General features: G+C 71.5%; 19 protein-coding genes and 2 pseudogenes. 9 read left to right on the top strand and 12 right to left on the bottom strand.

Going from position 1 to position 20,603, the window contains the following annotated elements:
* Positions 1–32: 32 nt before the first annotated feature.
* The 7 genes from ACFTXQ_RS13025 to ACFTXQ_RS13055 all read right to left on the bottom strand — a co-directional run bounded on the left by ACFTXQ_RS13025 (position 33) and on the right by ACFTXQ_RS13055 (position 4,716).
* Entirely contained in the window at positions 33–869 is an 837-nt protein-coding gene (locus tag ACFTXQ_RS13025; RefSeq protein WP_382639486.1) for an alpha/beta fold hydrolase, read from the bottom strand.
* Positions 866–1,459 carry a TetR/AcrR family transcriptional regulator gene (locus tag ACFTXQ_RS13030; RefSeq protein WP_382639489.1) on the bottom strand — a complete coding sequence of 198 codons (594 nt, stop codon included), beginning with the start codon at positions 1,457–1,459 and terminating at the stop codon, positions 866–868. Before ACFTXQ_RS13030 ends, ACFTXQ_RS13025 begins: the two co-directional genes overlap by 4 nt.
* A 115-nt stretch (positions 1,460–1,574) precedes the next feature.
* On the bottom strand, positions 1,575–2,219 hold the full coding sequence (locus ACFTXQ_RS13035; protein ID WP_382639492.1) for an OmpA family protein: 645 nt from the start codon (positions 2,217–2,219) through the stop codon (positions 1,575–1,577).
* Positions 2,219–2,767 (bottom strand): hypothetical protein, encoded by a 549-nt coding sequence (locus ACFTXQ_RS13040; protein ID WP_382639495.1) that lies wholly within the window; start codon positions 2,765–2,767, stop codon positions 2,219–2,221. The genes ACFTXQ_RS13035 and ACFTXQ_RS13040 overlap by 1 nt, the downstream gene beginning before the upstream one ends.
* 161 nt (positions 2,768–2,928) lie before the next feature.
* Positions 2,929–3,186, bottom strand: a complete 258-nt coding sequence (locus tag ACFTXQ_RS13045) for a hypothetical protein (RefSeq protein ID WP_382639497.1) — start codon at positions 3,184–3,186, stop codon at positions 2,929–2,931.
* Between the two features lie 325 nt (positions 3,187–3,511).
* Positions 3,512–4,141 (bottom strand): hypothetical protein, encoded by a 630-nt coding sequence (locus tag ACFTXQ_RS13050; RefSeq protein WP_382639500.1) that lies wholly within the window; start codon positions 4,139–4,141, stop codon positions 3,512–3,514.
* A gap of 119 nt (positions 4,142–4,260) precedes the next feature.
* Entirely contained in the window at positions 4,261–4,716 is a 456-nt protein-coding gene (locus ACFTXQ_RS13055; RefSeq protein ID WP_382639503.1) for a MarR family winged helix-turn-helix transcriptional regulator, read from the bottom strand.
* A gap of 52 nt (positions 4,717–4,768) precedes the next feature.
* On the opposite strand from ACFTXQ_RS13055, the gene ACFTXQ_RS13060 reads away from it, so the two are divergent.
* The 3 genes from ACFTXQ_RS13060 (at position 4,769) to ACFTXQ_RS13070 (ending at position 8,270) form a co-directional block, all read left to right on the top strand.
* Complete coding sequence (locus ACFTXQ_RS13060) at positions 4,769–5,398, top strand: TIGR03086 family metal-binding protein (RefSeq protein WP_382639506.1); 630 nt, start codon at positions 4,769–4,771, stop codon at positions 5,396–5,398.
* 106 nt (positions 5,399–5,504) lie between these two features.
* Positions 5,505–5,942, top strand: coding sequence for a glutaredoxin domain-containing protein (locus tag ACFTXQ_RS13065; protein ID WP_382639509.1), 438 nt, complete (start codon positions 5,505–5,507; stop codon positions 5,940–5,942).
* A gap of 819 nt (positions 5,943–6,761) precedes the next feature.
* Positions 6,762–8,270, top strand: coding sequence for a DUF4246 domain-containing protein (locus ACFTXQ_RS13070; protein WP_382639512.1), 1,509 nt, complete (start codon positions 6,762–6,764; stop codon positions 8,268–8,270).
* On the opposite strand, the gene ACFTXQ_RS13075 is transcribed toward ACFTXQ_RS13070, so the two are convergent.
* Positions 8,237–8,947, bottom strand: a complete 711-nt coding sequence (locus ACFTXQ_RS13075) for an ArsR/SmtB family transcription factor (protein WP_382639515.1) — start codon at positions 8,945–8,947, stop codon at positions 8,237–8,239. The genes ACFTXQ_RS13070 and ACFTXQ_RS13075 overlap by 34 nt on opposite strands.
* Positions 8,948–9,012: 65 nt before the next feature.
* On the opposite strand from ACFTXQ_RS13075, the gene ACFTXQ_RS13080 reads away from it, so the two are divergent.
* Positions 9,013–10,602 (top strand): isocitrate lyase/phosphoenolpyruvate mutase family protein, encoded by a 1,590-nt coding sequence (locus ACFTXQ_RS13080; protein WP_382639518.1) that lies wholly within the window; start codon positions 9,013–9,015, stop codon positions 10,600–10,602.
* Here the strand turns inward: ACFTXQ_RS13080 and ACFTXQ_RS13085 are convergent.
* Positions 10,509–10,790 (bottom strand): annotated as a pseudogene (locus ACFTXQ_RS13085) (short-chain fatty acyl-CoA regulator family protein); the annotation flags it as partial. The gene ACFTXQ_RS13080 and the pseudogene ACFTXQ_RS13085 overlap by 94 nt on opposite strands.
* On the opposite strand from ACFTXQ_RS13085, the gene ACFTXQ_RS13090 reads away from it, so the two are divergent.
* Positions 10,770–11,555 carry a 3-hydroxybutyryl-CoA dehydrogenase gene (locus ACFTXQ_RS13090; protein ID WP_382639521.1) on the top strand — a complete coding sequence of 262 codons (786 nt, stop codon included), beginning with the start codon at positions 10,770–10,772 and terminating at the stop codon, positions 11,553–11,555. The pseudogene ACFTXQ_RS13085 and the gene ACFTXQ_RS13090 overlap by 21 nt on opposite strands.
* A gap of 120 nt (positions 11,556–11,675) precedes the next feature.
* Here ACFTXQ_RS13090 and ACFTXQ_RS13095 read toward each other — a convergent pair whose 3' ends face one another.
* The gene (locus tag ACFTXQ_RS13095) at positions 11,676–11,840 is read right to left on the bottom strand and encodes a hypothetical protein (RefSeq protein ID WP_382639524.1); all 165 of its coding nucleotides are present in this window, start codon (positions 11,838–11,840) and stop codon (positions 11,676–11,678) included.
* Positions 11,841–11,921: 81 nt separating this feature from the next.
* Here ACFTXQ_RS13095 and ACFTXQ_RS13100 point away from each other — a divergent pair.
* The 4 genes and pseudogenes from ACFTXQ_RS13100 (at position 11,922) to ACFTXQ_RS13115 (ending at position 16,875) form a co-directional block, all read left to right on the top strand.
* Positions 11,922–13,958, top strand: a pseudogene (locus tag ACFTXQ_RS13100) (heavy metal translocating P-type ATPase).
* A 642-nt stretch (positions 13,959–14,600) separates the two neighbouring features.
* A complete protein-coding gene (locus tag ACFTXQ_RS13105; protein ID WP_382639527.1) occupies positions 14,601–15,236 on the top strand; it encodes an ATP-binding cassette domain-containing protein in 636 nt (211 codons plus the stop codon).
* Positions 15,236–16,108 carry a metal ABC transporter permease gene (locus ACFTXQ_RS13110; RefSeq protein ID WP_382639529.1) on the top strand — a complete coding sequence of 291 codons (873 nt, stop codon included), beginning with the start codon at positions 15,236–15,238 and terminating at the stop codon, positions 16,106–16,108. Before ACFTXQ_RS13105 ends, ACFTXQ_RS13110 begins: the two co-directional genes overlap by 1 nt.
* Positions 16,066–16,875, top strand: a complete 810-nt coding sequence (locus ACFTXQ_RS13115; protein ID WP_382639532.1) for a metal ABC transporter solute-binding protein, Zn/Mn family — start codon at positions 16,066–16,068, stop codon at positions 16,873–16,875. Before ACFTXQ_RS13110 ends, ACFTXQ_RS13115 begins: the two co-directional genes overlap by 43 nt.
* Before the next feature lie 81 nt (positions 16,876–16,956).
* Here the strand turns inward: ACFTXQ_RS13115 and ACFTXQ_RS13120 are convergent, their stop codons facing one another.
* Together ACFTXQ_RS13120 and ACFTXQ_RS13125 are read right to left on the bottom strand one after the other, a co-directional pair.
* Positions 16,957–18,636: a class I adenylate-forming enzyme family protein gene (locus ACFTXQ_RS13120; protein ID WP_382639535.1), complete on the bottom strand. Its 1,680-nt coding sequence runs from the start codon at positions 18,634–18,636 to the stop codon at positions 16,957–16,959.
* Positions 18,633–20,408: a CoA transferase gene (locus tag ACFTXQ_RS13125; RefSeq protein ID WP_382639537.1), complete on the bottom strand. Its 1,776-nt coding sequence runs from the start codon at positions 20,406–20,408 to the stop codon at positions 18,633–18,635. Before ACFTXQ_RS13125 ends, ACFTXQ_RS13120 begins: the two co-directional genes overlap by 4 nt.
* Between the last annotated feature and the right edge of the window lie 195 nt (positions 20,409–20,603).

Here is a 20,603-nt window from a genome sequence, read left to right on the forward strand (position 1 = left end):
TGTCCCGGACGGCACAACCGGCGCATCCCCCTTCAGACTCGGAATGCCTTCCGGAGGGCCTCGCCGAACTCGGCGGGGTGCGTGGTCAGGCCCGTGTGTCCGCCGGGGAAGTGCAGGAGTTCCGTGCCGAGACGCTCGGCGAGGAACGCGGCCGGGCGGTAGGGCAGCTCGCCGCGCGAGTCCTGGCCGCAGGCGAGGACGAGGCGGTCCGACAGTGTCTCCAGCCGGTGGGTGTCCGGGGTGTAGGACATGAAGCTCGGCACGATGCGCCCGACGAAGTACGGCAGGTTGGCCATCGTCCGCTCGATCCGTGCCGCAGCCTCCGGTGGAAGTTTGACCTCGGCCCGCGGCTCGGGGGCGTCGCCGTCCTTCTTCAGGCCCGCGGCGAACACGGCCATCGCCGGCATGAGCCCCTGCGTGCGGAGGGTCTCCTGCACGCGCGCGATGAATGCGCGGTGCTCGGCGGCGTCCGGCAGGACCTCCACCACGGGCGGCTCGTGAGCCACGAGCCGTTCGACGCGTTCGGGATGGACCGTGAGCAGGTGCAGGGCGGCGATCGCGCCCGAGCTGGAGCCGAACACCCGGGCGGGATCACCGGGCGACAGGAGTTCCAGCATCCGGAACGCGTCGGCGGCGTGTTCGGCCACGCTCTGCTCGGCTTCGGGGTCGTCCAGCGTGCTTCGGGACATGCCGCGCGGGTCGTAGGTCGCGACGGTGTACTCGGCGGCCAGGCCGTCGGCGACTCCGTCGAAGGAGGCCGCGCCGCCCGTCCCTCCGGGGATCAGCAGGAGGAGCGGGCCCTGGCCGCGTACTTCGTAGTGGAGGGTCGCGCCGTTCACGCGCAGGCTGCCGGTGGTCGGGGCGGTCATGCGGAGTCTCCTTCTCGGGACGGGGGCCAGTGCTCCAGGAGGGTGTGGAGGGCGTCGAGGGCGCGGACCCAGGACTGCTGCGGTGAACGCTCGTGTGCGAAACCGCCCGCGGCCTCCAGGGCGACGAACCCGTGGAACGTGCTGCGCAGCAACCGGACCGCGTCGGTCAGGTCGGGCTCGGCCAGTCCGTAGCCGCGCAGCATGCCGTAGGTCAGCTCGACGGCGCGTCGCGGTCCGGCCGCCTTTGCGGCCAGCTCGGGGTCGATCGGGATCGGGGTCTGCGTCGCCGTGTAGCGCCCCGGATGTGTGTGGGCGTACTCGCGCCACGCGTCGGCGAACGCGACCAGCGCGTCCTTGCCGGCCCGCCCGGCGGTCGCATCGGCGATGCGGATGGTCTTCTCGTCCGCCGCCAGCAGCGCGATCCGTCCGCGCAGATCCTCCAGACTGCGGACGTGCGTGTAGAGGCTTGCATCCTTCACGCCGAGCCGCCGAGCCACCTGGGACATGGTCACCCGGTCGAGCCCCACCTCGTCCGCCAAATCGGCGCCCGCGATCGTCACCCGCTCCGCCGTCAGCCCTGCCCGCGCCATGAGACCTCCTGATTCCTAGGGGTATTAGTTTTACCCTAGGGGCCCTAGGAATGCTATCGCAGGAGGCACTCCGGCCGCACAGACGGAAGGCCCCCCCCGAGGTGGGGGGCCTTCCTTACGAAGCGCTCTCCACGGTGCGCTCGAACGAGACCTCTACGCGGCGGTTCTTCTTCCGGCCCTCCTCGGTGCCGTTGTCGGCGACGGGGTGCTGCTCGCCGAAGCCCCGGACCTCGAACGTGATGCCCGCGGAGGCGAGGTCCGTGGCCAGCAGGGCGCGTACCGCCTCGGCACGCTGCTTCGACAGTTCGTCGCCGTGCGCCGAGGAGCCGAGATTGTCGGTGAAGCCGAAGACACCGACCTTCTTCGCGCCCTGCTTCTTGATCTCGGCCGCGACGGCGGCGATGCGGCCGTTCGCGGCGGGCGAGAGCTGCGCGCTGTCCTTGCCGAAGAGCACCTCCGACTGGAGCGCGACCTTGATGTCCGTCTTCGTGTCCTCGCGGCGCTCGGTGCCGTCGAGGTCCTCGATGACGGACTTGACGGTGAGCACCTTGGCGGGCCCGAGGCGGACACCGGCCGGGAGCCCGAGGTCGGGGTCGTTCGCGTCGATCCGCGGCGGTGGTGCGGCGGATGCGGACGGGTGGGGGGACTCATCGGCAGCGGCGTGCGCAGTGAGCAGCCCGAGCGCCAGGGCGCCGATCGCTGCCACAACCCCGGCCGTACGCACGGCAGTCCGCCGGGTGGACCTCGCCGTCGCGGCCATCAGGAGACCTCGATCGTGCCGGCGGCGAAGCCGGGGAACTGGATGCCGACCTCGGTCGTTGAGGCAGGCGGAGCCGGGAACATCGCGAAGACGTCCATGGAGGCCTTGGCCTTCAGCGGGTCCGCGTAGTCGGTCGTCGTCAGCGGGCGGTCGTCGGAGTCGCGCAGGATGTAGTAGCGCTTCCTCTCCTTGGAGTCCACCAGGGTCATGGCGCCCAGGGACCGGCCGTGCATCGCCACGCTCTGCTCCAGGCCCTGCCAGGCGATCGGGACGGTGTAGTCCTCGCTGCTGGTGTTCTTGAACTCGCCGTAGACCGTGAGGAACCCGCCGCTGTCCCTGGTCGCCGCGTGGACGACGAGGTCGATGCCGTCCGGCCCCTTGAACGTGCCGAGCACCTTGCTCTTGTCGGGGAAGGTCTTGCCCCCGCCGCCCTTGGACGCCCCGTCCTTGACGGCCCCTGAAGACGCCGAGGAGGAGGACGAGGAGCTGCTGCTGTCCTTCGCCGTCCCACCACTGCCGCCACCACAAGCCGACAGTGACAGGGCCAAGACCGCCGCGAGAACGGCCGCTGTCCCGCCCCGCCGTATGCTCCTCATCAGCCTCGTGTTCATGAACGATGTTTCCTTTCCGTTGCGGACATTTCCTCGGCCCCGGCAGATGGTGAAATGCGCGCGCATCATGGAGAAGCACGTCCGCTTCTCGGCCGCGATCAGGGAGTTGCCGAGCCCGTGCAGATCTTCTCCGAGAACCGGTACCAGTAGCCTTCGGGCGTGAGGGCCCCGGTATTGCTGCTGAAGCCTCCCGACCGGATGGTCGACACCGCGTACCAGCCCGAGGCCTCGTAGTGGAAGAGCGTGGCCTTGACCGGGCCGCCGATGGCCGATGCCGGCGTGGCACCGGCTGTCATTCCGATGGCCGCCATGGCCAAGGCCGTGACGCCGTAGGCGAGTTTCTTCGTCCGCTTCATCGAGGCTCCTCGTTGACCAATCACTTGGCAGGATCCGCGTAGGCGGCACCACAACGTTGCCGGGCATGCCACTCGACAGCTATCCGGTTTCGGCGGGGGTACGAGCGCGTTTTCGGATAGCGCGAGCCCGGGAAGACGGGCTTGTATGGGGCAGTGGGCGAGCGTTCCGCAGGGTCTGCGAGGGCGTCTCCCCGTCGGCTTCCCGCTTCCCGGTAGTAGCCGGTGAACCGGCCCAGGTGGATGAAACCCCACCGCAGCGCCGCATCGGTGACGTTGTCCAGTGCCCGGCCGTCGGCCACGGCCACCAGGTCGCGGCGTACGAGGTTCAGCCGAACGTTGCGTAGATACTCAGCGGAGTGGTGTCCAGGTGCCGCCGGAATCCCTCACGCAGGCTGCGCACGCTGAGCCCGGCCGCCCGCGCCATATCGGCCGCCGATATCGGCTCGTGGGCGTGCTCGGCACAAAAGTCCCTGGCGCGGCGTACGGCGCGGGGCATGGCGACGGTTCCGCGGCCGGCTGCCACCGCCTCGGTAAGCGCGTGGGGTTGTACGTCCAGCAGCGCTGCGAGTCCGGAGTCGAGGAACTCGGCGAACTGTCTCACCAGTACCAACCACCCCTGTACCGCATCCACCCTCGTGTCCAGGAGGGGATCGAACGACAGCGGCCTGCGCGGCGGCTCGCCGAGCCTGACGGAGACGGCCTGGTCGACCACCTGCCGCGGGATGTGAACGTCGTAGAAGTCCAGTGGGTCGGCGGGCGTGACGTCGACCTCCGCGCCGTACCCGAGCTCGTACCGCGCCACTGATCCCTCGTGCGCGCACTCGAAACGCCCGTCGAGCCCGGAATCGTCGAAAAGGTTCATCCGGTTCGGCGCGAACCGCGTGCTGATCAGATCATGCAGTTCCTCGACGTCGCTTCCCCGATCGAGGGCCGTACTCGTACCGATGGCGGACATGAGACATGAACCTCCCCCGTGAGCCGCTCCCCCCGGCGATTTCCGACCAGCACTCGACGACATGCCAACGCCACGGGCCGGGCCTTCGAGTTGCCCTGGACCGTCGACGGCGTGACGTCCTAGTCCCCGCTGATCTCGGAGGGAGGGAGCGCGGCGAGCGCCTGCAGCGTGTTCAGGAAGCCGCGGCGGTCTTCCTCCGGCAGACGCGCCAGCAGCTGTTCCTCGCGTTGCTGGATCGCCGACTGGACCGCCTCGCGCACCCTGCGCCCCTCAGGGGTGAGGGAGAGGACGCGCGCCCGCCGGTCCGCCGGATCGGGCTGCCGTCGGATCAGCCCGCGTTCTTCCAGGTCGTCGAGAACGCCGATGATCCGCGTCTTGTCGGCACCGATGTCCCGTGCCAACGCGGCTTGTGTCCGCACCGGCTCGTCGTCGAGCCCGAGCAGTACCGAGTACGCCCACATGCGCAGATTGTGTTCGCGCAGCACGGGCAGCTCGGCGGCAACCAGCGCGCGGCCCAGCGGGACGATCATCGCCGCCAGGTCGGGGCGCCCTTCGGGTGTGGTGTTCCCGGTCATGCAGAAGAAGATACTCGTTGACCTATGATCTGTCCGTGCTTACCGTAAGCACATGCTTATGAACTTAGTGACGGTCAAGGCTTTCGACGCCCGTGCGGTACGCGAGAGCATCGCCGTGGTCCGCCGGGTGAACGCAGAGGACCTCACCCGCCCCACCCCCTGCTCGGCCTGGAACCTGGGCGAACTGCTCGCACACATGACGGCCCAGCACCGGGGTTTCGCCGCGGCGGCGAGGGGCGAGGGAGGTGACCTGACGCACTGGAAGGCCGAGGCGCCGCGGCCGGCCGCCGTCGGGCGTTACCTCGCGGCCGCGGAAGCGGTCCTGGCCGCCTTCGCCGAAGTCGGCTCCGCAGAGCAGGAGTTCGCCCTCCCCGAGTTCGGTCCGGGCGGGCGCTTCCCGGCGATCCGGGCCATCGGATTCCACTTCCTCGACTACGTGGTCCACGCGTGGGACGTCGCCTGCGCCCTCGATCTGCCCTTCGCCATGGACTCCGACGTCCTGGACGCCGCCCTCCCCATCGCGCAGGCCGTCCCCAACGGCGCCCACCGCACGCAGCCGGGCGCCGCCTTCGCCCCGAGCCTTCCCGAGCCCACCGACCCCGACCCCCTGCCCCGGATCCTCACCCACTTGGGCCGCTCCTCCTCCTGGGGCGTGGGAGGCCTCGGCGATGGGCGCGGTTGAGGTGGCGGGATGACGGCTTGCTCTTGGCCTTCACGGCCGGCGCAGGGCCATCCGCTCGCGGGCCCAGTTCGAGGAGCAGTTCGACTTGTCGATAGCCTGCTTCACCATGATGCGCGCCTGGATCCTGCCGATACTGCTTGTCCTCTGCGGCTCAGCCGTCGCAACCGGGCTGATCTCCAAGGGGAGCCCGGTCACGGCCGCAGTACTCCTGCCGGCGTTCCTGGCGCTCGCCGTCGTGCACTCGCCCCTGGTCTTCCCGCGTTCGATCAGTGCGCAGGAGGCGCAACGCCGCAGCGCGGTCGACGGCCGGCCCGTCGTCTTCTGGCGACCGGGATGCAAGTACTGCATACGTCTACGCCTCCGGCTGGGCCGCAACGCCCGCCGGCTGCACTGGGTCAACATCTGGCAAGACCCGGCGGCAGCCGCAGCGGTGAGGGCAGCCAACGACGGCAATGAGACCGTGCCGACCGTCGTCGTGGCGGACCAGCCGCACACCAACCCCGATCCCGAATGGGTGCGCGAACAGCTCTCCTCTTCCGCCTGATCAGAAACCACGCCCTACTGGCCACGACAGGGCGTGCAGAGCCTGACTTACATTGGGCGGCGGGCCGGCAGACAACCACGATGGTCGGCCGTCGCCTTGCTCGGACGGCTGCGCTCGCGGATCGCCGCGAGGGAGAATGCATCGCATGACGACTTGAAGAGCATCGGCCGGGCGACAGCATTGGCGAAAGGTCGGAAGCTGGGACACGATTCCCGACGGTGATGGACGGGTCTGCACCGTCTGCGGAACGCCCGTCCGTTCGTACCACTACCGCTTCCATCCTCCCGAGTCCTCGATGTTCGAACGCTGCATCGGACTCGCTTGGTGTGCAGGTTGCAGGATCTACTCCGGCAACGTGGTGTACGTCCCGCGGAAGCGATCTCTGGTCGACCTCCTCGCCTCTCTTCCTCCTGAGCAGCGAGAGCGGCTTCTACGTTCGGAGACGCGACTGATCGAATTCCTGGACCGCCAGACCCGAGGTGGCAGAGGTTAAGGTCGGCCGCTGGCCGCGATCAGAAGGAGCCATTTGCGCAGCAGCGGCGGTTTCGCTCTGCCGAGCATGCTGCGCTTGAGGCGTTCAGGGCGGCTCATGACCCAGCGGGGGTGCCGACGACACTCCCGCCACGCTCCGGCTCCCGGCGCCTGCTGCCCCGACTCCCCCCTCGCCCTCCCCGGCCTCGGCCTTGGCCGCGGGTGGGCGCGAACCGGGACATCACGCCAACACGGCGAGGCACTGGCTCCGGACCGGCGATGGCTGCGGTGTCAGTCTGCTGAAGTATCCTTCCGGCCACCGCACACCGACCCGAGGGATCAAGAGAATTGACCGGCCTGTCTGCCTTCCCACTGCCCTTTCAGACGTCCCGTTCCATATCGTGCGCGACACCCCGAACGCTGCGGGAACTTCAGATGATGCAGTGCAGCTCACAACTTCGGGCCAAGCCGGCGTGGTTCGACAAGATGAACGACCCCGACATCGTCGCCAGATGGACGCAAGAGGCGATCGCCCAGGGCCTCACCGAAGCGCAGGTTCGTTACGTGCTTGCCGAACTCCGGCATTACGCCGCGCTGCGGGACGGGCGCACCGGCGTCGAGGTGTCCGCCGTCGACGGGGTCTGGCAGTCGGACACGCTGGTCGACGACACGCTCAGGTCCCGGCTGCGCGACGCGGTTCGGGTGCTGGAGCAGGTCCCCGAAGCAGAACAGGACTGGCACCCCGGCTCCGACGGCCAGGTACTCGATCTGGTTCATCCCTCCCTGTTCTGCCTGGTGAGGCAGGCGAGTGGCGCGCCCGAGCGGGCTTGGCAGAACCCGACGGACCGCTATTCGAAGTACGAATTCTCGGAGAAGTTCCAGTGGCTGCCCACGGACGTCGACATCAGTGACGACGGCGGTGTCGCCTTCCGTTCGTACGTCAACAACGTCCACCCCGAGATCCACCGCGAACTGGCCTCCGTCCTGCCGGAGTTGTTCGCGCGCATGCGCCCACTGCTGGAAAACGTACTCACCGACCTGCGCCATCCGCGGCCCCTGCGGATCGAGGCCGATCCTTACGGGTGGTACGACTCGGAGCCTGAGCGTCCGAGCAAGTCCTCCTACAGTGATGACGAGGCCTACACGGAAGCCCTTCGGGCGTGGGAGCAGGCACAGGACGACTGGTGGGAGAACCGCCGCCCGGTCATCCCGGACGCCCCGGCCTTCACCCCGCCCGAGTTGCCCGGCGAATCCGCACGAGTCGACCTGCGCGGCCGCCGTCTCCAAGTCATCGTCAAGCTCGCCACCATTCATCTCACCCCGGAGAAGCCCGAGTACCCAGGCGGTTCCTGGCACGTCGAGGGGATGTTGAACGAGCGGATCGTCTCGACCGGCATCTACTACTGGGACAGCGAGAACATCACCGAAAGCCGGCTGAGTTTCCGGGCGGCACTCGACGACCCGGACTACGAACAGAACGACGACAACGGCGTGCGCGAGGTCTACGGACTGGAGAACGACGACGCACTGAACCAGGTGCTGGGATCGGCATCGACCCCGGCGGGCCGCTGCCTGGCGTTCCCGAACGTCCTGCAACACCGCGTAGGCTCATTCCGCCTCACGGACCCCACCCGCCCGGGATATCGGAAGATCCTCGCGTTCTTCCTGGTCGACCCGTCGGAAAAGATCGTCTCGACATCCGATGTGCCACCACAACAGCCGTGGTCCGAGACCTCGACCATGACGCTGGAACAGGCGAAGCAATACCGTGAACAGCTCATGCAGGAACGGAAGTTCTTCGTCGACGAACACAACGAGCAGCTCTACGAACGGGAATTCTCCCTCTGCGAGCACTGATCGTGCTGGATCTTCACTCCCAGCAGCTCCCGGAACGCCTCGGCTCCTTCCGGTGTCACCTTCACCGCGCGCCCTGAACCGACCCGCCGCACCCACTGCCGTTCCTGTGCCCTGGCGCACAGGAACGCGCCCAGCGCTCCGGCGAGGTGGGGGCGGCGCTCTGTCCAGTCCAGGCAGGCCCGCACCAGGGGTCGCCGGGCGCCGGCAGGTTGGTCGTAGCCCAGGGCGTCGGCCAGCCATGCCCGGCCCGCGGGGGTGACGGCCAGACCGGAGTCGGAGGCGATCAGGCCTCGGGCGATCATTGCATCCGCCAGGGCCACGCCCAGCTGTCCCGCCAGATGGTCGTAGCAGGTGCGGGCCCGGGCTTCGGCGCTGAGCCGCACCGATTCACGGAGGTTCTGCGGGCGCGGGGTGTCCGGGGCGTAGGAGACGAGGGCTTCGATCAGGGCGGCTGCCTCCGGGCCGGCCAGCCGGACGTAGCGGTGACGGCCTTGGCGTTCCTCGGTCAGGAGGCCGCCCGCGATGAGGCGGGAGAGCTGTTCGCTGGCGGTGGAGGGGCGTACCCCTGCGTGCCGGGCGAGTTCGCCCGCAGTCCAGGCGCGTCCGTCGAGCAGGGCCTGGCAGAAGGCGGCGCGGGTGCGGTCGGCGAACAGGCCGGCGGTTTCGGCGAGGGACATGGGGACATGATGGCGCAGCCATGGTTCGGGAGGTGCCGAACTGTTGTGGCCCTAGCGTCAGTGCCATGACGCACCACACGATGCACGAGTTCGATCGCCACGCCGACGTACGGGCTGCGCTTGCCGACCCGGCACTTGTCCCGGACCTGCCTGCCGCGGACGGCGGTGCCGTCGGGGCGAGTGTCGCGTGGCTGCGTGCCACCGTGGCCCGGTTCAGCTCCGGTGAGCCGCACGCGCGGCGGCGGGCTCTGGTGGAGGCCGAGCTGGCCCGGCTGGAGCCCGCCGCGCTGCGGGAGGCGGGGGCGGCGGCGGGGACTGAGGGGGAGATCCGGATACGGGTGGTGCGTACCTTGGCCGAGGCCCTGGGGATGTCGGAGCCCGGGATGGTCGCGGAGGCGGTGGCCGTGGTGGCCGGGGCCTACTTCGGAGGCTCGGACGCGGCCGCCGACGAGGCTGTGGCGCGGCTGGTGGCGCAGCTGGCGCAGGGGCGGGCGGACGAAGCCGGTCTGGAGGCCGCCGCCAACCGCATCGGGCTGCTGGTGCAGGCCTGCGCGGCGACGGCTGCGCTGGTGGAGGCCGCGGCCGACGGTGACGCACCGCTGGCCCGGGTGCTTCGGGAGGTTCCGCCGGTTCGGAGCATGCGCCGGATCGCCGCCCGTCCGACCCGGGTCGCCGACCGGGAGATCGCCGAGGGCGATGTGGTGCTCCTGGATCTCGCAACCGCCAACCGCGCCCACCCCGTACCCCTCGCCTTCGGTGCACCGCCCCGGGTCTGTCCCGGCCGGGCCCATGCCCTCGCCCTGGCCGAGGGCCTGCTCCAGCGCCCGCTGACGGACTTCGCCCGGCTGCACCACCAGGACGCCCCGCTGCTGCTGCCCAATGCCTGGGACTTCGCCTCCGCGACAGCGCTAGCGGAGCAGGGTTTCCGGGCGATCGGCACCACGAGCCTGGGCGTGGCCGCGGCCGCCGGCCTGCCTGACGGGGCGGCCGCCACTGCCGACATGACAGTGGCGCTGGCCCGCCGGCTCGGCCAAGGCCCCTTCCTGTTCACCGTCGACGCTGAAGGCGGGTTCAGCGACGACCCGGGAGAAGTGGCCCAACTGGCCCGCACGCTGCACGACGCGGGCGCCGCGGGGATCAACCTCGAGGACGGGCGCCCGGACGGCACCCTCGCGCCCGTGGAGCTGCACGCCGCGAAGATCGCCGCAGTCAAGTCCGCCGCGCCCGCCCTGTTCGTGAACGCGCGCACCGACACCCACTGGCTCCACGTTCACGAGGAACAGACGGCGGAGCGCCTCGCGATCTACGAACAGGCCGGCGCGGACGGGGTGTTCGTGCCGGGGCTGTCGGATGCGGCCGGGATCGCGGCCCTGACGGCAACCCTCGTCGTCCCGCTGAACATCCTGTACACCCCGACCGGACCCACTCTCGCCGAACTGGGTGCGCTGGGCGTGCAGAGGGTCAGCCTCGGCTCGCTGCTCTACCGCAGGGCCCTGGCGGCAGCCGTGACCACCGCGACCGCCATCCGCGACGGACGGCCGACCGACCTCAGGGCCCCCTCCTACGCCGAGGTACAGGCACTCGGGGCGCCCGGTGGCATGCCTGTCGTCGCGGCCACGGCGAGGGCACACCCCCGGTCGTGGGAGACCGGGTAGGGAATGAAGGTGCTGCTGTTCTCGTCGACGGCCAGGGGTCGTCCGAGGGGCGGGACAGCACGCTGGGGGCAGTCGAGGCGTTCGCACAGCCGGCAGCCCATACCGATGGGGGTGGCCGCGGAGGTGTTGTCCAGGTCGATCCCGTCGGAGTAGACGAGTCGGGACGCATGGCGGACCTCGCAGCCGAGGCAGACGCCACCGCCGCCCGCGCAGCCCGCGAGCGCGTGGCCGTCTCCCTGGAGCGCGCCGTCCAGCGCGGAAAACTCGACCGGCTCTCCGCCGAGGACGCCCTGGCCCGACTCCTGTTCACGGGCGACCTCGACGGCCTCGCCGACCGGCAGCTCGTCATCGAGGCGGTGACCGAGAACGCCGACGCCAAGATCGAGCTCTTCACGGCCCTCGACAAGATCGTGGCCGACCCGGAGGCGATCCTCGCCACCAACACCTCCGCCCTCCCCGTCATGCGGCTCGGCATGGCCACCCGCCGCGCCGACCGCGTGCTCGGCCTGCACTTCTTCAACCCCGTCCCCGTCCTCCCCCTCGTCGAGATCGTCTCCTCCCTCCACACCGCCCCACGGGTGACGGACACCGCCGAGGCCTTCGTCCGCGATGCTCTCGGCAAGACCGCCATACGCTCCCAGGACCGGGCCGGCTTCGTCGTCAACGCCCTGCTCGTCCCCTACCTCCTCTCGGCCGTCCGCATGGCCGAGTCCGGATACGCCGGCGCCGCCGACATCGACAACGGCATGGTGCTGGGCTGCGCCCACCCCATGGGCCCGCTCGCGCTCGCGGACCTCATCGGCCTGGACACGGTCGCCGCGATCGCCGAGTCCCTGTACGACGAGTTCAAGGAACCCCTCTACGCCCCGCCCCCACTGCTCCAGCGGTTGGTCCAGGCAGGGCTGCTCGGCCGCAAGACCGGCCGCGGGTTCCACACCTACGGCCAGGACTGAACGGTCCCGGCGTGCCGGCAGGGCTCTGAGGGTGCCCGGCAGCTGGGAACTCCGCGCGCCCCGCACACGACTGCCTCCCCGGAGTTCGCAGGGCAGGAGTTTCGTGAGCGAGTCCTCGGATCAGGGGAAGCAGATGGCCGAAGAAGAGCCGTCCGTAGTCCAGGCGCCCACGACGGGGTGGTGGCCTCCTTCCCCGGCGTTGACCGGGTTCGTGGTGCTGCTCCTGGCGATGTTCGCCCTCGCGTACGGGGTCGGCTCCGCCGTCGGGCCGGTGGCGCCCGGCATGCATCCCTCCGTCACGGATCCTGGGTCCCCCGGGCATTCCGATCCGGGCGGCATGGGCGGTATGCATCCGGGTGGTGGGCGATGACGGCCGATGTGGCGGGCCTGTCCCCGCTGGCCCCGGACCTCGTCGTCAGCGGCATGACCTGCGCGGCCTGCGTGAACCGGGTGGAGAAGCGGCTGGCCCGACTCAACGGCGTGACCGCTTCGGTCAACCTGGCCACCGGTAAGGCCCGGGTCAGCCACCCGCCGGACGTCACCGTCGACGAGCTGTTGGCAGCTGTCGAACGCGCCGGCTACCGGGTCGAACCGGCGTCGCCGCCCGAAGCGTCCCCCGCAACCGCCCCGAGCGGGCCCGCGGCGGACGACCACGTCCGCAAGGACCGCGAGCGGCTGCTGATCACCGCTCTCCTCTGCCTGCCGGTCCTCGTCCTGTCGATGGTGCCCGCCCTGCAGTTCCGCAACTGGCAGTGGCTGTGCCTCGTGCTCTGCGCCCCGGTGGTCGTCTGGAGCGCGTGGCCCTTCCACCTTCGGGCGGCCCGCGGGCTGCGGCACTCGGCAGCCACCATGGACACCTTGGTCTCCCTCGGCGTCCTCGCCTCGTTCGCCTGGTCTCCTCGTCCTGACCGGCCGCCATCTGGAGGCACGCGCCCGACGGGGCACCGGTGAAGCCCTGCGCTCCCTGGCGGGCGTGGCCGCCAAGGACGTGACCGTGCGGGAGGGCGGCGAGGAGCGCCGGGTGCCGATCGAACGGCTGTGGCCGGGCCAGGAGTTCGTGGTTCGGCCCGGCGAACGGGTCGCCACCGACGGCGTGGTGGTTTCGGGGAGTTCAGCCCTGGATCTCTCGCTGGTCACCGGGGAGAGCGATCCGGTCGAGGCGGGCCCGGGCCGGCCGGTGGTCGGCGCCGCCGTCAACGTGGGCGGGCTGCTGCTCGTACGGGCGACCGCGGTGGGCGGGGACACCCAGCTCGCCAGGATCACCCGTATGGTCACCGAGGCCCAGGCGGGCAAGGCCCGCGCCCAACGCCTGGCGGACAAGGTGGCGGGGGTCTTCGTGCCGGTCGTGCTCGCCCTGGCCGTGACGGTCCTCGGCTTCTGGCTCGGCGCCGGAGCCGACCCGCAGGCGGCCGTCACTGCGGCCGTGGCGATCCTCGTCGTCGCCTGCCCCTGCGCCCTGGGATTGGCGACCCCCGCAGCGCTCATGGCCGCGGGCGCTGGAGGCGCTGCGCCACGTCGACGTGATCGTCCCGGACAAGACCGGCACCCTCACCACGGGCCACATGTCGGTCGTGAGCGTGACGGCAGTCGACGACGGCATCGGCCGTGAAGCGGCGATCCGGCTGGCCGGGGCAGTGGAGCAGGGGTCGGGCCCGCTGCCTGCGGTCACCGACTTCCTGGCCACTCCCGGAATCGGTGTCGCGGGGGTGGTGGAAGGCCGCCGGGTGGAGGTACGGACCCTCGGCGACGGCCTGCCCGGCGCGCTCGCGCAGGCGCCGGCCGAGGCGGAGGCCGCCGCGCTCACGCCGGTGCTGGTCCGGGTGGACGGGGTCGACGAAGCCGTCATCGCACTGGGGGACGTGCTGCGGCCCGGCAGTTACCGGGCCGTGGACCGGCTGCGGCGGCTGGGCCTGGAACCGGTCCTGGCCAACCGCGCGGGCCGTCGCCCCCGAGGTCCACTCCCGCTGTACGCCGCAGGGCAAGGCGGCGCTGGTACGGGAGTTGAAGAGGCAGGGCCGCCGCGTGGCCGTGATCGGGGACGGGGTCAACGATGCGGGGGCACTGGCGGAGGCCGACCTCGGAATCGCGATGGGCAGTGGCACGGACGTGGCCATCGGGGCCGCAGACGTGACGCTCGTGCGGGGCGACATCGAGGCGGTCGCCGACGCCGTCCGCCTCGCCCGGCGCACTCTGGCGACGATCCGCCTCAACCTGGTCTGGGCGTTCGGCTACAACGCGGTGACCGTACCGCCGGCGGCCGTCGGGTGGCTCAACCCCATGGTCGCCGCAGCCGCGATGTCCGCCAGCTCGCTCCTCGTCGTGGCCAACAGCCTGCGCCTGCGCACCTGGCAGCCTTCCCCGAAGCGCACCGCGGCGTCCTTCCGGAAGGGTTCCCGCCGATGACCGGGCCCCTCCGGACCGCAGTGGAAGGCCGGCACCAAGGTCGGCGGCGCCTGCACGACGGGCTGCTCGCCGCGTGCGTTCCCGTCGTGGCTTGTCTGACGGCCCTGGTCGGCCTGACGGCGTGGACGAAGGCGGGGGCGGCCGGACCGCCGCGTTCTTCACGATCACCAACACCGGCGGAGCGGACGACCAGCTGGTGTCCGTCACCTCGCCGGCCCTCGAAGATGCTCAGTCGGCACGAGAAGGGCGGCCAGGGGGCCGATTCCATGGGCATGGTCGCGTCCGTGGACGTCCGGACGGGCGGCCGCCTGACCATGACGCCGGGCTCCGTGGACGTGATGGCCACGGTGAACGCGGTGGCGTTCGTGGTGCGGCCCGGCAGCTGAACGGGGCTGCCCGGCCGGCACCTGTGCCTCACGCGACGGCGACGGAGTCCAGCTTGCCGGCCTTGGCGTCCTCGATGTTCGGTATCGGCCGCAAGCCCCGGATCGCAGCACTGCGGGAGCACGAGTCCAGAGAAAAGCCGTCGGCGAGTGCCGGCCCGCGGGAACCCGGGGCGTGCGCCGTCCGACTACTGCGGCGTGGGCGACGGTCGGGCATCCTCTCGCGCCCTGCTGCTACGTAACGATTGAGGTAGGTGTGATGGGCGGGCTGGATGTTCGCATGCGCCGGGTGGCCTGCCGGCACGGCCGGGTCGAGGCGGTCGCCGACGTGGATCTGGAGATCGCGGCCGGCGAGCGCGTGGCGCTGACCGGGACCAACGGTTCGGGCAAGACCACGCTCCTGCGGGCCGTGCTCGGACTGCACCGGCAGGTGTCGGGGTCGATCACGGTCGGCGGCCGGGGCACCGGGTCTCCGGCGGAGTGGGCGTGGCGGCGCCGGGCCTGTGCCTGGATCCCGCAGAAGCCCGCGGCGGGCCGGTTCCCGCTGCTGGGATCCGAGCTGCTGGCCAGCAGCGCCGCGCCCGCGGACGCCGCCGAGGCGGCGGACCGGCTCGGTGTCTCGGAGCTGACCGAGCGCCCCCTGCACACCCTGTCGGGCGGCCAGTTGCAGCGGATGTACCTGGCTCGCGCCATCGGCTGCGTCGCCGCGGGGGCCCAGGTGCTGCTGGCGGACGAGCCGACGGCTGCCCTCGACTTCGGCGGGCAGGAGGAGGCTGCGGACGTGCTGACGTCGCTGCCGGTGACGCTGGTCGTGGTGACGCACGACCGGACCCTCGCGGAGCGCTGCGACCGCGTGCTGGAGATGGCGGCGGGCCGGCTGCGGGAGGTCCGGTGATGCCGGTGACCCTCGCCACCGTCGACATCGGCGCGATGCTCCAGCTCGTACCCGTGCAGCGGGCCGGGATCGCCCTGCTGCTGGCGGCGGTCGGGCTGCCCGTCATCGGGGTGGTCATCGTCGGGCTCGACATCATGCCGGTGCGGTTCGCGATGATGCACGTCGCCCTGCTCGGGATCGCCGTCGGCCTGCTGACCGGACTCGACCCCATGCTGTGCGCGCTCGTCGCGTGCGCCCTCGCCGGCGCCGGCGTCGCCCCGCTGGCCCGGACTCCGGACGGGCTGTCCGGGGCGATGGGGCTGCTGATGAGCCTGGCGATCGCCGCGGCACTGCTCCTCATGGCGGTGTCGGGGGTCAACGCGTCCGGAGCGTTCGCCCTGCTCTGGGGATCGATCCTGTCGGTCGGGACGCCGGATCTGATCGTCCTCGGCGTGCTGGCCGTCGCCGTACCGGGCCTGTTCGGGTGGCGGCGCCGCGAGATCGGCCTCCTCCTCTACGACCGTGAGCTCGCCCAGTGCTCGGGCGTGCCGGTGCGGGCGCTGACCGCCGCCCTCCTCGTCCTGGTGGCGATCGCCGTGGCCGGCGCGATCAAGCTGACCGGTGCGCTCCTGGTCGACGCCCTGACCCTGCTGCCCGCGCTCGCGGCCCGCCGCCTGGGCAGCTCCTTGAAGTCGATCACGCTGTGGGCCATCGGCATCGGCGTCGTCGTCAACCTGACGGGGTTCCTTCTGGCCCTGTGGCTGGACTGGCCACCCGGGCCCGTCCTCGTCCTGACGGCGGGGGCCCTCGTCCTCGCCGTGCACTTCATACCCGAACGGAGAATCAGCTCATGGCGCGCACCCGCGTCCGTATCCCTGCCCTCGTCGCACTGAGCGCGGCGCTCCTCCTGACCGCGGCGTGCAGCAGCGGCACCTCTTCCGACAAGGCACCGGCCACAGGCGCCACCGAGGCGAAGAAGGCCAAGCCCGTGGTGGTCGTGACCACCACCTGGGAGGGCGCCTTCGCCAAGGCCGCCGGCGCCGAGGAGGTCAAGGTCATCGTGCCGCAGTCGGTGCACCACGCCCCCGACTACGACCCGAAGCCCTCGGACCTCGCCGCCGTCGCCAAGGCCGACTTCGTGCTGTACGCGCCCTTCGAGCCGTACGCCGCGAAGATCAAGGAGGCCGCGGGATCCAAGGCGAAGCTCGTCGAGGTGAACCTCGACAACGACCCCGACAAGGTCAAGGCCGAGGTCGACAAGCTGGGTGCCCTCTTCGGCACGGCGGACGCCGCCACGCAGTGGAAGAGCGGCTTCGACACCGAGTACGCGAAGCTGAACAAGGACGTCCAGGCGGCCTGGCCCGGCGGCAAGAGCCCCTCCGTCGTCACCCAGGTGTTCACCGCGTGGGCCGCGAAGCTCGCCGGCGCCACCCCCGTGGGCACGTACGGGCCCGAGGCCGTCACGCCGGCGCAGCTCGCCGAGCTCCCCGCGAAGAAGCCGGCGCTCGTCCTGGACAACGCCCACATGTCCACCGGCACGGTCCTGCCCGACTCCGGCGCCAAGCAGGTCAAGATCGTCAACTATCCGGGCGAGGACCTCGACCTCCTGCCGGTCTACCGCAACGCGGCGGCCGAGCTGAAGAAGGCCATGGCCTCGTGATCCGGGCGGCGCGGAGCGCGCCGTAGAACCGTAGTGCCCCCGTGTGGGCCCGGGCAGCGGCAGGCTGCCCGGGCCCACGTCTCATCCGGCTTGCGCGAGCGGAGCCGGGTGTGTGGGGTCGAGCGCGGCCGGTGCGGACAGGCGCTCGCGCAGGGCGGCCCGGTCGGGCTTGCCCGCGGGGGTCAACGGGAGTTCCGCCACCACCAGCAGGCGCTCGGGGTGCTTGCGCCGCTCCAGACCGCGCGAGGTCAGGTGGGCGCCGAGCTCACCGAGTACCGGGGCCTTGGCCGTGCGGGGCACGATGCAGGCGGCCAGCCGCTCCCCCATGACCGGATCGGGTACGCCCACGCACACCACGTCGCGGACCAGCGGGTGGGAGGACAGCTCCCGCTCCACCTCGGCCGGGCTGATGTTGGCTCCGCCCCGGATGACGATGTCCTTGAGGCGGCCGACGACGTGCAGGGTGCCTTCCTCGTCGAGGAGGCCGAGGTCTCCTGTGCGGACCCAGCCGTCTGGCGTGCGGTACCGGGCGTCGAGCTGTGGAGAGGCGACGTAGCACAGCGGGGTCATCGGGCCGCGCGAGATGATCTCCCCGATGGTGCCGTCGGGCAGCGGGGCGTGCGTGTCCGGGTCGGCGATGCGGATCTCCGCGACGCGCGGGTCGGGGTGGCCGGCGACCACGCCGGTGCCGTCCGTGGGCGGGACCTGATGGGCAAGGCCCGTGTGGCAGTTGACGCCGTCGGCGGAGCCGTAGAGGTTGACGACCGGGCAGCCGAAGGCGTGTGCGGCGTCCTTGGCGGTGGTCTCGTCCAGCGGCGCACCGCCCAGCACGAGCGCGGTGGGAGCGGGCAGGACACCGCCGTCGGCGTCGAGCCGGTCCAGCATCATGCGGATCATGGTCGGCACGCCCAGGACGTGGGTGGGCTCGTGCTCCCGTACGGCCGCCAGGGCGGCCTCGGGGGTGAAGTGGTCGAGCAGGACGAGCGTGCCCCCGTGGCGGGCCAGGGTCACGGCGGTGCCGTTGGAGCCGAAGGCGGAGCCGAGCGGGACGAGGAACAGGCAGCGCGGGGGCGTTCCGTCCGGCATGAGGGAGGCGAGGAAGTTGCCGCGGCCGCCGGCGAGGGCGTTGTGGGAGTAGGCGATCATCTTCGGCTCCGCCTCGGAACCGGACGAGACCAGGATGCGCGCCGCGCTGTCGGGATCCGGCCGGGCCGGAGTGAAGGCTGTCGCGTCCGAGCGCAGCAGCTGCGAGAAGGGGACCGAACCTTCGGGGGCCGTCCCGGTGCCGGCGGCGATCACATGGCGCAACGCGGGCTGCGAGGAGGCCAGGGCGAGCAGGTCGGCGGCATGGTGGGAGCCTCGGTGTTCGGTCGCCGCGATGACGGCGACGGCCTCGGCCCGGCGCAGCAGGCACTCGGCCTCCAGGACGCCGCGGCCGACGGGGAAGGGCAGGGCGATCGCGCCGATGGCCGCGATGGCGAGGTCGGCGATAACGGCGTTGCGGGTGTTGGGGAGTTGTACGCCGACCACGTCGCCCGGGCCTACGCCGAGGTCGCGCAGGCCGACGGCCAGACATCGCACCTTGCGGTCCAGGGCGGTGTAACAGAGCTTGCCCTTGTCGTCGAGGACGGCGGTCGCGTGCAGGTTCGCGATCTGGCGTGCCCGGAAGAGGCTGTAGAGGTCGAGGTCGGGGCAGGTGCCGTCGACCACCCACGAGCGGCGGAGCTCCGCGGGCAGCAGGTCGTGCAGGGCGACGGTCATCTGAAGCTCCAGGGGTCGAGAACGGCAGGGGCACCGTGCGCGTCACGGCTGATCGAGCCGGCGAAGCGCGCGTCATGGTGGAGACCGGCCAGGTCCGTGGTGACGGCGGTGGCGGTCAGGCCGTGGCCGGCCAGCAGGGACACGGCGTCCGGGGTGGAGAGTTCGCCCAGGTCGTAGGCGGCGATTGCGGCCGCGCACACGTCGGAGGGTGCGATCCAGCCGTCGGCGGTGGGCAGCGGGCGGCGGAACCCGGCGGGCCGCCTTGGGTTCTCACCGCGCGCGGCGCGGCGCAGGGCGGGTCCGGTCAGGGTGTCGGCCGCGCCGAGCAGGGAGGAGTCGACGCGCACGCCGTGTCCGGTGCGCTCGCGCAGCAGCAGCCCGGCCAGCACGGCCTCGGCTCCGGTGAGCCCGCCCAGTACGTCGAGCAGCGTCATCAGGGAGGGGGCCGGCGGCTCGCCTTCGGGCCGGGCAGCCTCGCCGACGCCGGTACGGGCCTGGACCATGAAGTCCGTACCCATGGGGGCGTCGGGCAGGCGCTCTGCCCAGCCACTGGTGTACGCGTACACCAGGCTCGGGTTCACGGCGGCCAGGTCCTCGGCGTCCAGGCCGAGTTCGGCCGCCTTGCCCGGCGCCCAGTTGTGCAGGAACACGTCGGCTTCGGCGGTCATCTCCCGCAGGCGACGGCGGTCGGCCTCCGCCTTGATGTCGATCTCCACGGCCTTCTTGCCGCGGTTGAGGGCGAGCCAGCGTGCCGAGATGCCGGAGCAGGCCGGGGGCATGCCGCGCAGCAGGTCCCCGCCCGGCGGCTCGATCCGTATGACCTCGGCTCCCAGCCGTCCCAGCAGGTGGGCGGCGAGCGGGGCCTGGATGCGGCGGCCTGCCTCCAGCACGGTGATCCCGGCCAGCGGTCGGGAGGAGGAGGGAGCCGTTTCGCCGGATGTGGCGCCGGGCTCCAGCAGACGCAGGGACCAGGGCGCGGCGCCATCGTGTTCGGCGGCCCGCTCGGCCAGTGTCCGCAAGGCGCACACCTGCGCACCGGAGAGCGCGGCGGCCTGCCGGATCCGTGCCATGGGGTGGGCCCGGGTCACGGTGTGCAGGGCGGCGGGAAAGGGGGCGCAGGCGGTCGCGTACCGGAACTGGAACGGACGCCAGCCGGCCCGCATCGCGTCGGCGGGTGCTTCGAGCGCCTTCCAGAACGCGGCCCAGGCCCCGGGGTCGAGGGTCTCCAGTTCGAAGAGAGTGCCCTCGGCGGAGGTGAAGGGCGGCCCGCCGGGCGCGAGATCGGCCGCTTCGCCCTCGTCGGCCCCGTCGGCGGCCAGGTACTGGGAGACGGCGAGCAGTCCGGCCCGGTCCGCGCTCGTGGTGACCTGCCGGGGCTGGATGCCGCGGGCCGAGCCGATCAGTGTGGCGAGGAGGCCCTGGACGGTGAGGACGGCGGTGGCGGTGGCCGTGTAGTCGACCGCCAGGCCGCGCGGGCCGCCGTCCCGTCGGCCGTGGACGGCCATGACGCCGGTGGCGGCCTGCACGGTGGCTTCGTCGACGAGGCCGGCTTTCGGGCCGCCCCAGCCGGTGTTCGCGTGAACCGGCTCGGTTCCCGCGCCGGTCATCACGACATGCCCGGTGGCGGACTGGTCCTGTCCGGTGGCCTCGCCCTGTGCGCCGAGCAGCCGGAGGCGGTCCGCCACGACGCTCGTGATCTGCGGCGGCCCCGAGGTGTCGAAGCGCAATGTGTCGAGCGGCCGGCCCGTCTGCGTGGTTGCCGGTGACGCCATGCCTCTCCTCTCCTGACGCGGCGGTGGCCGCGCCGGGACGTTTCCGAATCCTGGGAACCCGGGAGCACGCGCGCCCGACCAGTTCCACGGACAGACAGTCGGACAACCGTTCCCACGGGTTCCCGGAAATCTGGAGGAAAGCAGTGACGGATCCAGGCGCAGCCAAGCCCGCTCACGCCCAACCTGCCGCGCAGG

Source organism: Streptomyces sp. NPDC057010 (genome assembly GCF_042673805.1).
In the GTDB taxonomy this organism is placed as follows: domain Bacteria; phylum Actinomycetota; class Actinomycetes; order Streptomycetales; family Streptomycetaceae; genus Streptomyces.

Coding starts and splice junctions, on each gene's coding strand:
- ACFTXQ_RS13075 (WP_382639515.1), bottom strand. CDS start 8,947: ATGTCCCTCGCCGAAACCGCCGGCCTGTTCGCCGACCGCACCCGCGCC.
- ACFTXQ_RS13050 (WP_382639500.1), bottom strand. CDS start 4,141: ATGTCCGCCATCGGTACGAGTACGGCCCTCGATCGGGGAAGCGACGTC.
- ACFTXQ_RS13110 (WP_382639529.1), top strand. CDS start 15,236: ATGCCGGTGACCCTCGCCACCGTCGACATCGGCGCGATGCTCCAGCTC.
- ACFTXQ_RS13030 (WP_382639489.1), bottom strand. CDS start 1,459: ATGGCGCGGGCAGGGCTGACGGCGGAGCGGGTGACGATCGCGGGCGCC.
- ACFTXQ_RS13120 (WP_382639535.1), bottom strand. CDS start 18,636: ATGACCGTCGCCCTGCACGACCTGCTGCCCGCGGAGCTCCGCCGCTCG.
- ACFTXQ_RS13105 (WP_382639527.1), top strand. CDS start 14,601: ATGGGCGGGCTGGATGTTCGCATGCGCCGGGTGGCCTGCCGGCACGGC.
- ACFTXQ_RS13125 (WP_382639537.1), bottom strand. CDS start 20,408: ATGGCGTCACCGGCAACCACGCAGACGGGCCGGCCGCTCGACACATTG.
- ACFTXQ_RS13060 (WP_382639506.1), top strand. CDS start 4,769: ATGCTTATGAACTTAGTGACGGTCAAGGCTTTCGACGCCCGTGCGGTA.
- ACFTXQ_RS13045 (WP_382639497.1), bottom strand. CDS start 3,186: ATGAAGCGGACGAAGAAACTCGCCTACGGCGTCACGGCCTTGGCCATG.
- ACFTXQ_RS13115 (WP_382639532.1), top strand. CDS start 16,066: ATGGCGCGCACCCGCGTCCGTATCCCTGCCCTCGTCGCACTGAGCGCG.
- ACFTXQ_RS13095 (WP_382639524.1), bottom strand. CDS start 11,840: ATGCCGGGCGCCACCGGCCCGACGGCGGAGCCGACCCCGTACGCGAGG.
- ACFTXQ_RS13035 (WP_382639492.1), bottom strand. CDS start 2,219: ATGGCCGCGACGGCGAGGTCCACCCGGCGGACTGCCGTGCGTACGGCC.
- ACFTXQ_RS13065 (WP_382639509.1), top strand. CDS start 5,505: ATGATGCGCGCCTGGATCCTGCCGATACTGCTTGTCCTCTGCGGCTCA.
- ACFTXQ_RS13090 (WP_382639521.1), top strand. CDS start 10,770: ATGGCGGACCTCGCAGCCGAGGCAGACGCCACCGCCGCCCGCGCAGCC.
- ACFTXQ_RS13025 (WP_382639486.1), bottom strand. CDS start 869: ATGACCGCCCCGACCACCGGCAGCCTGCGCGTGAACGGCGCGACCCTC.
- ACFTXQ_RS13080 (WP_382639518.1), top strand. CDS start 9,013: ATGACGCACCACACGATGCACGAGTTCGATCGCCACGCCGACGTACGG.
- ACFTXQ_RS13055 (WP_382639503.1), bottom strand. CDS start 4,716: ATGACCGGGAACACCACACCCGAAGGGCGCCCCGACCTGGCGGCGATG.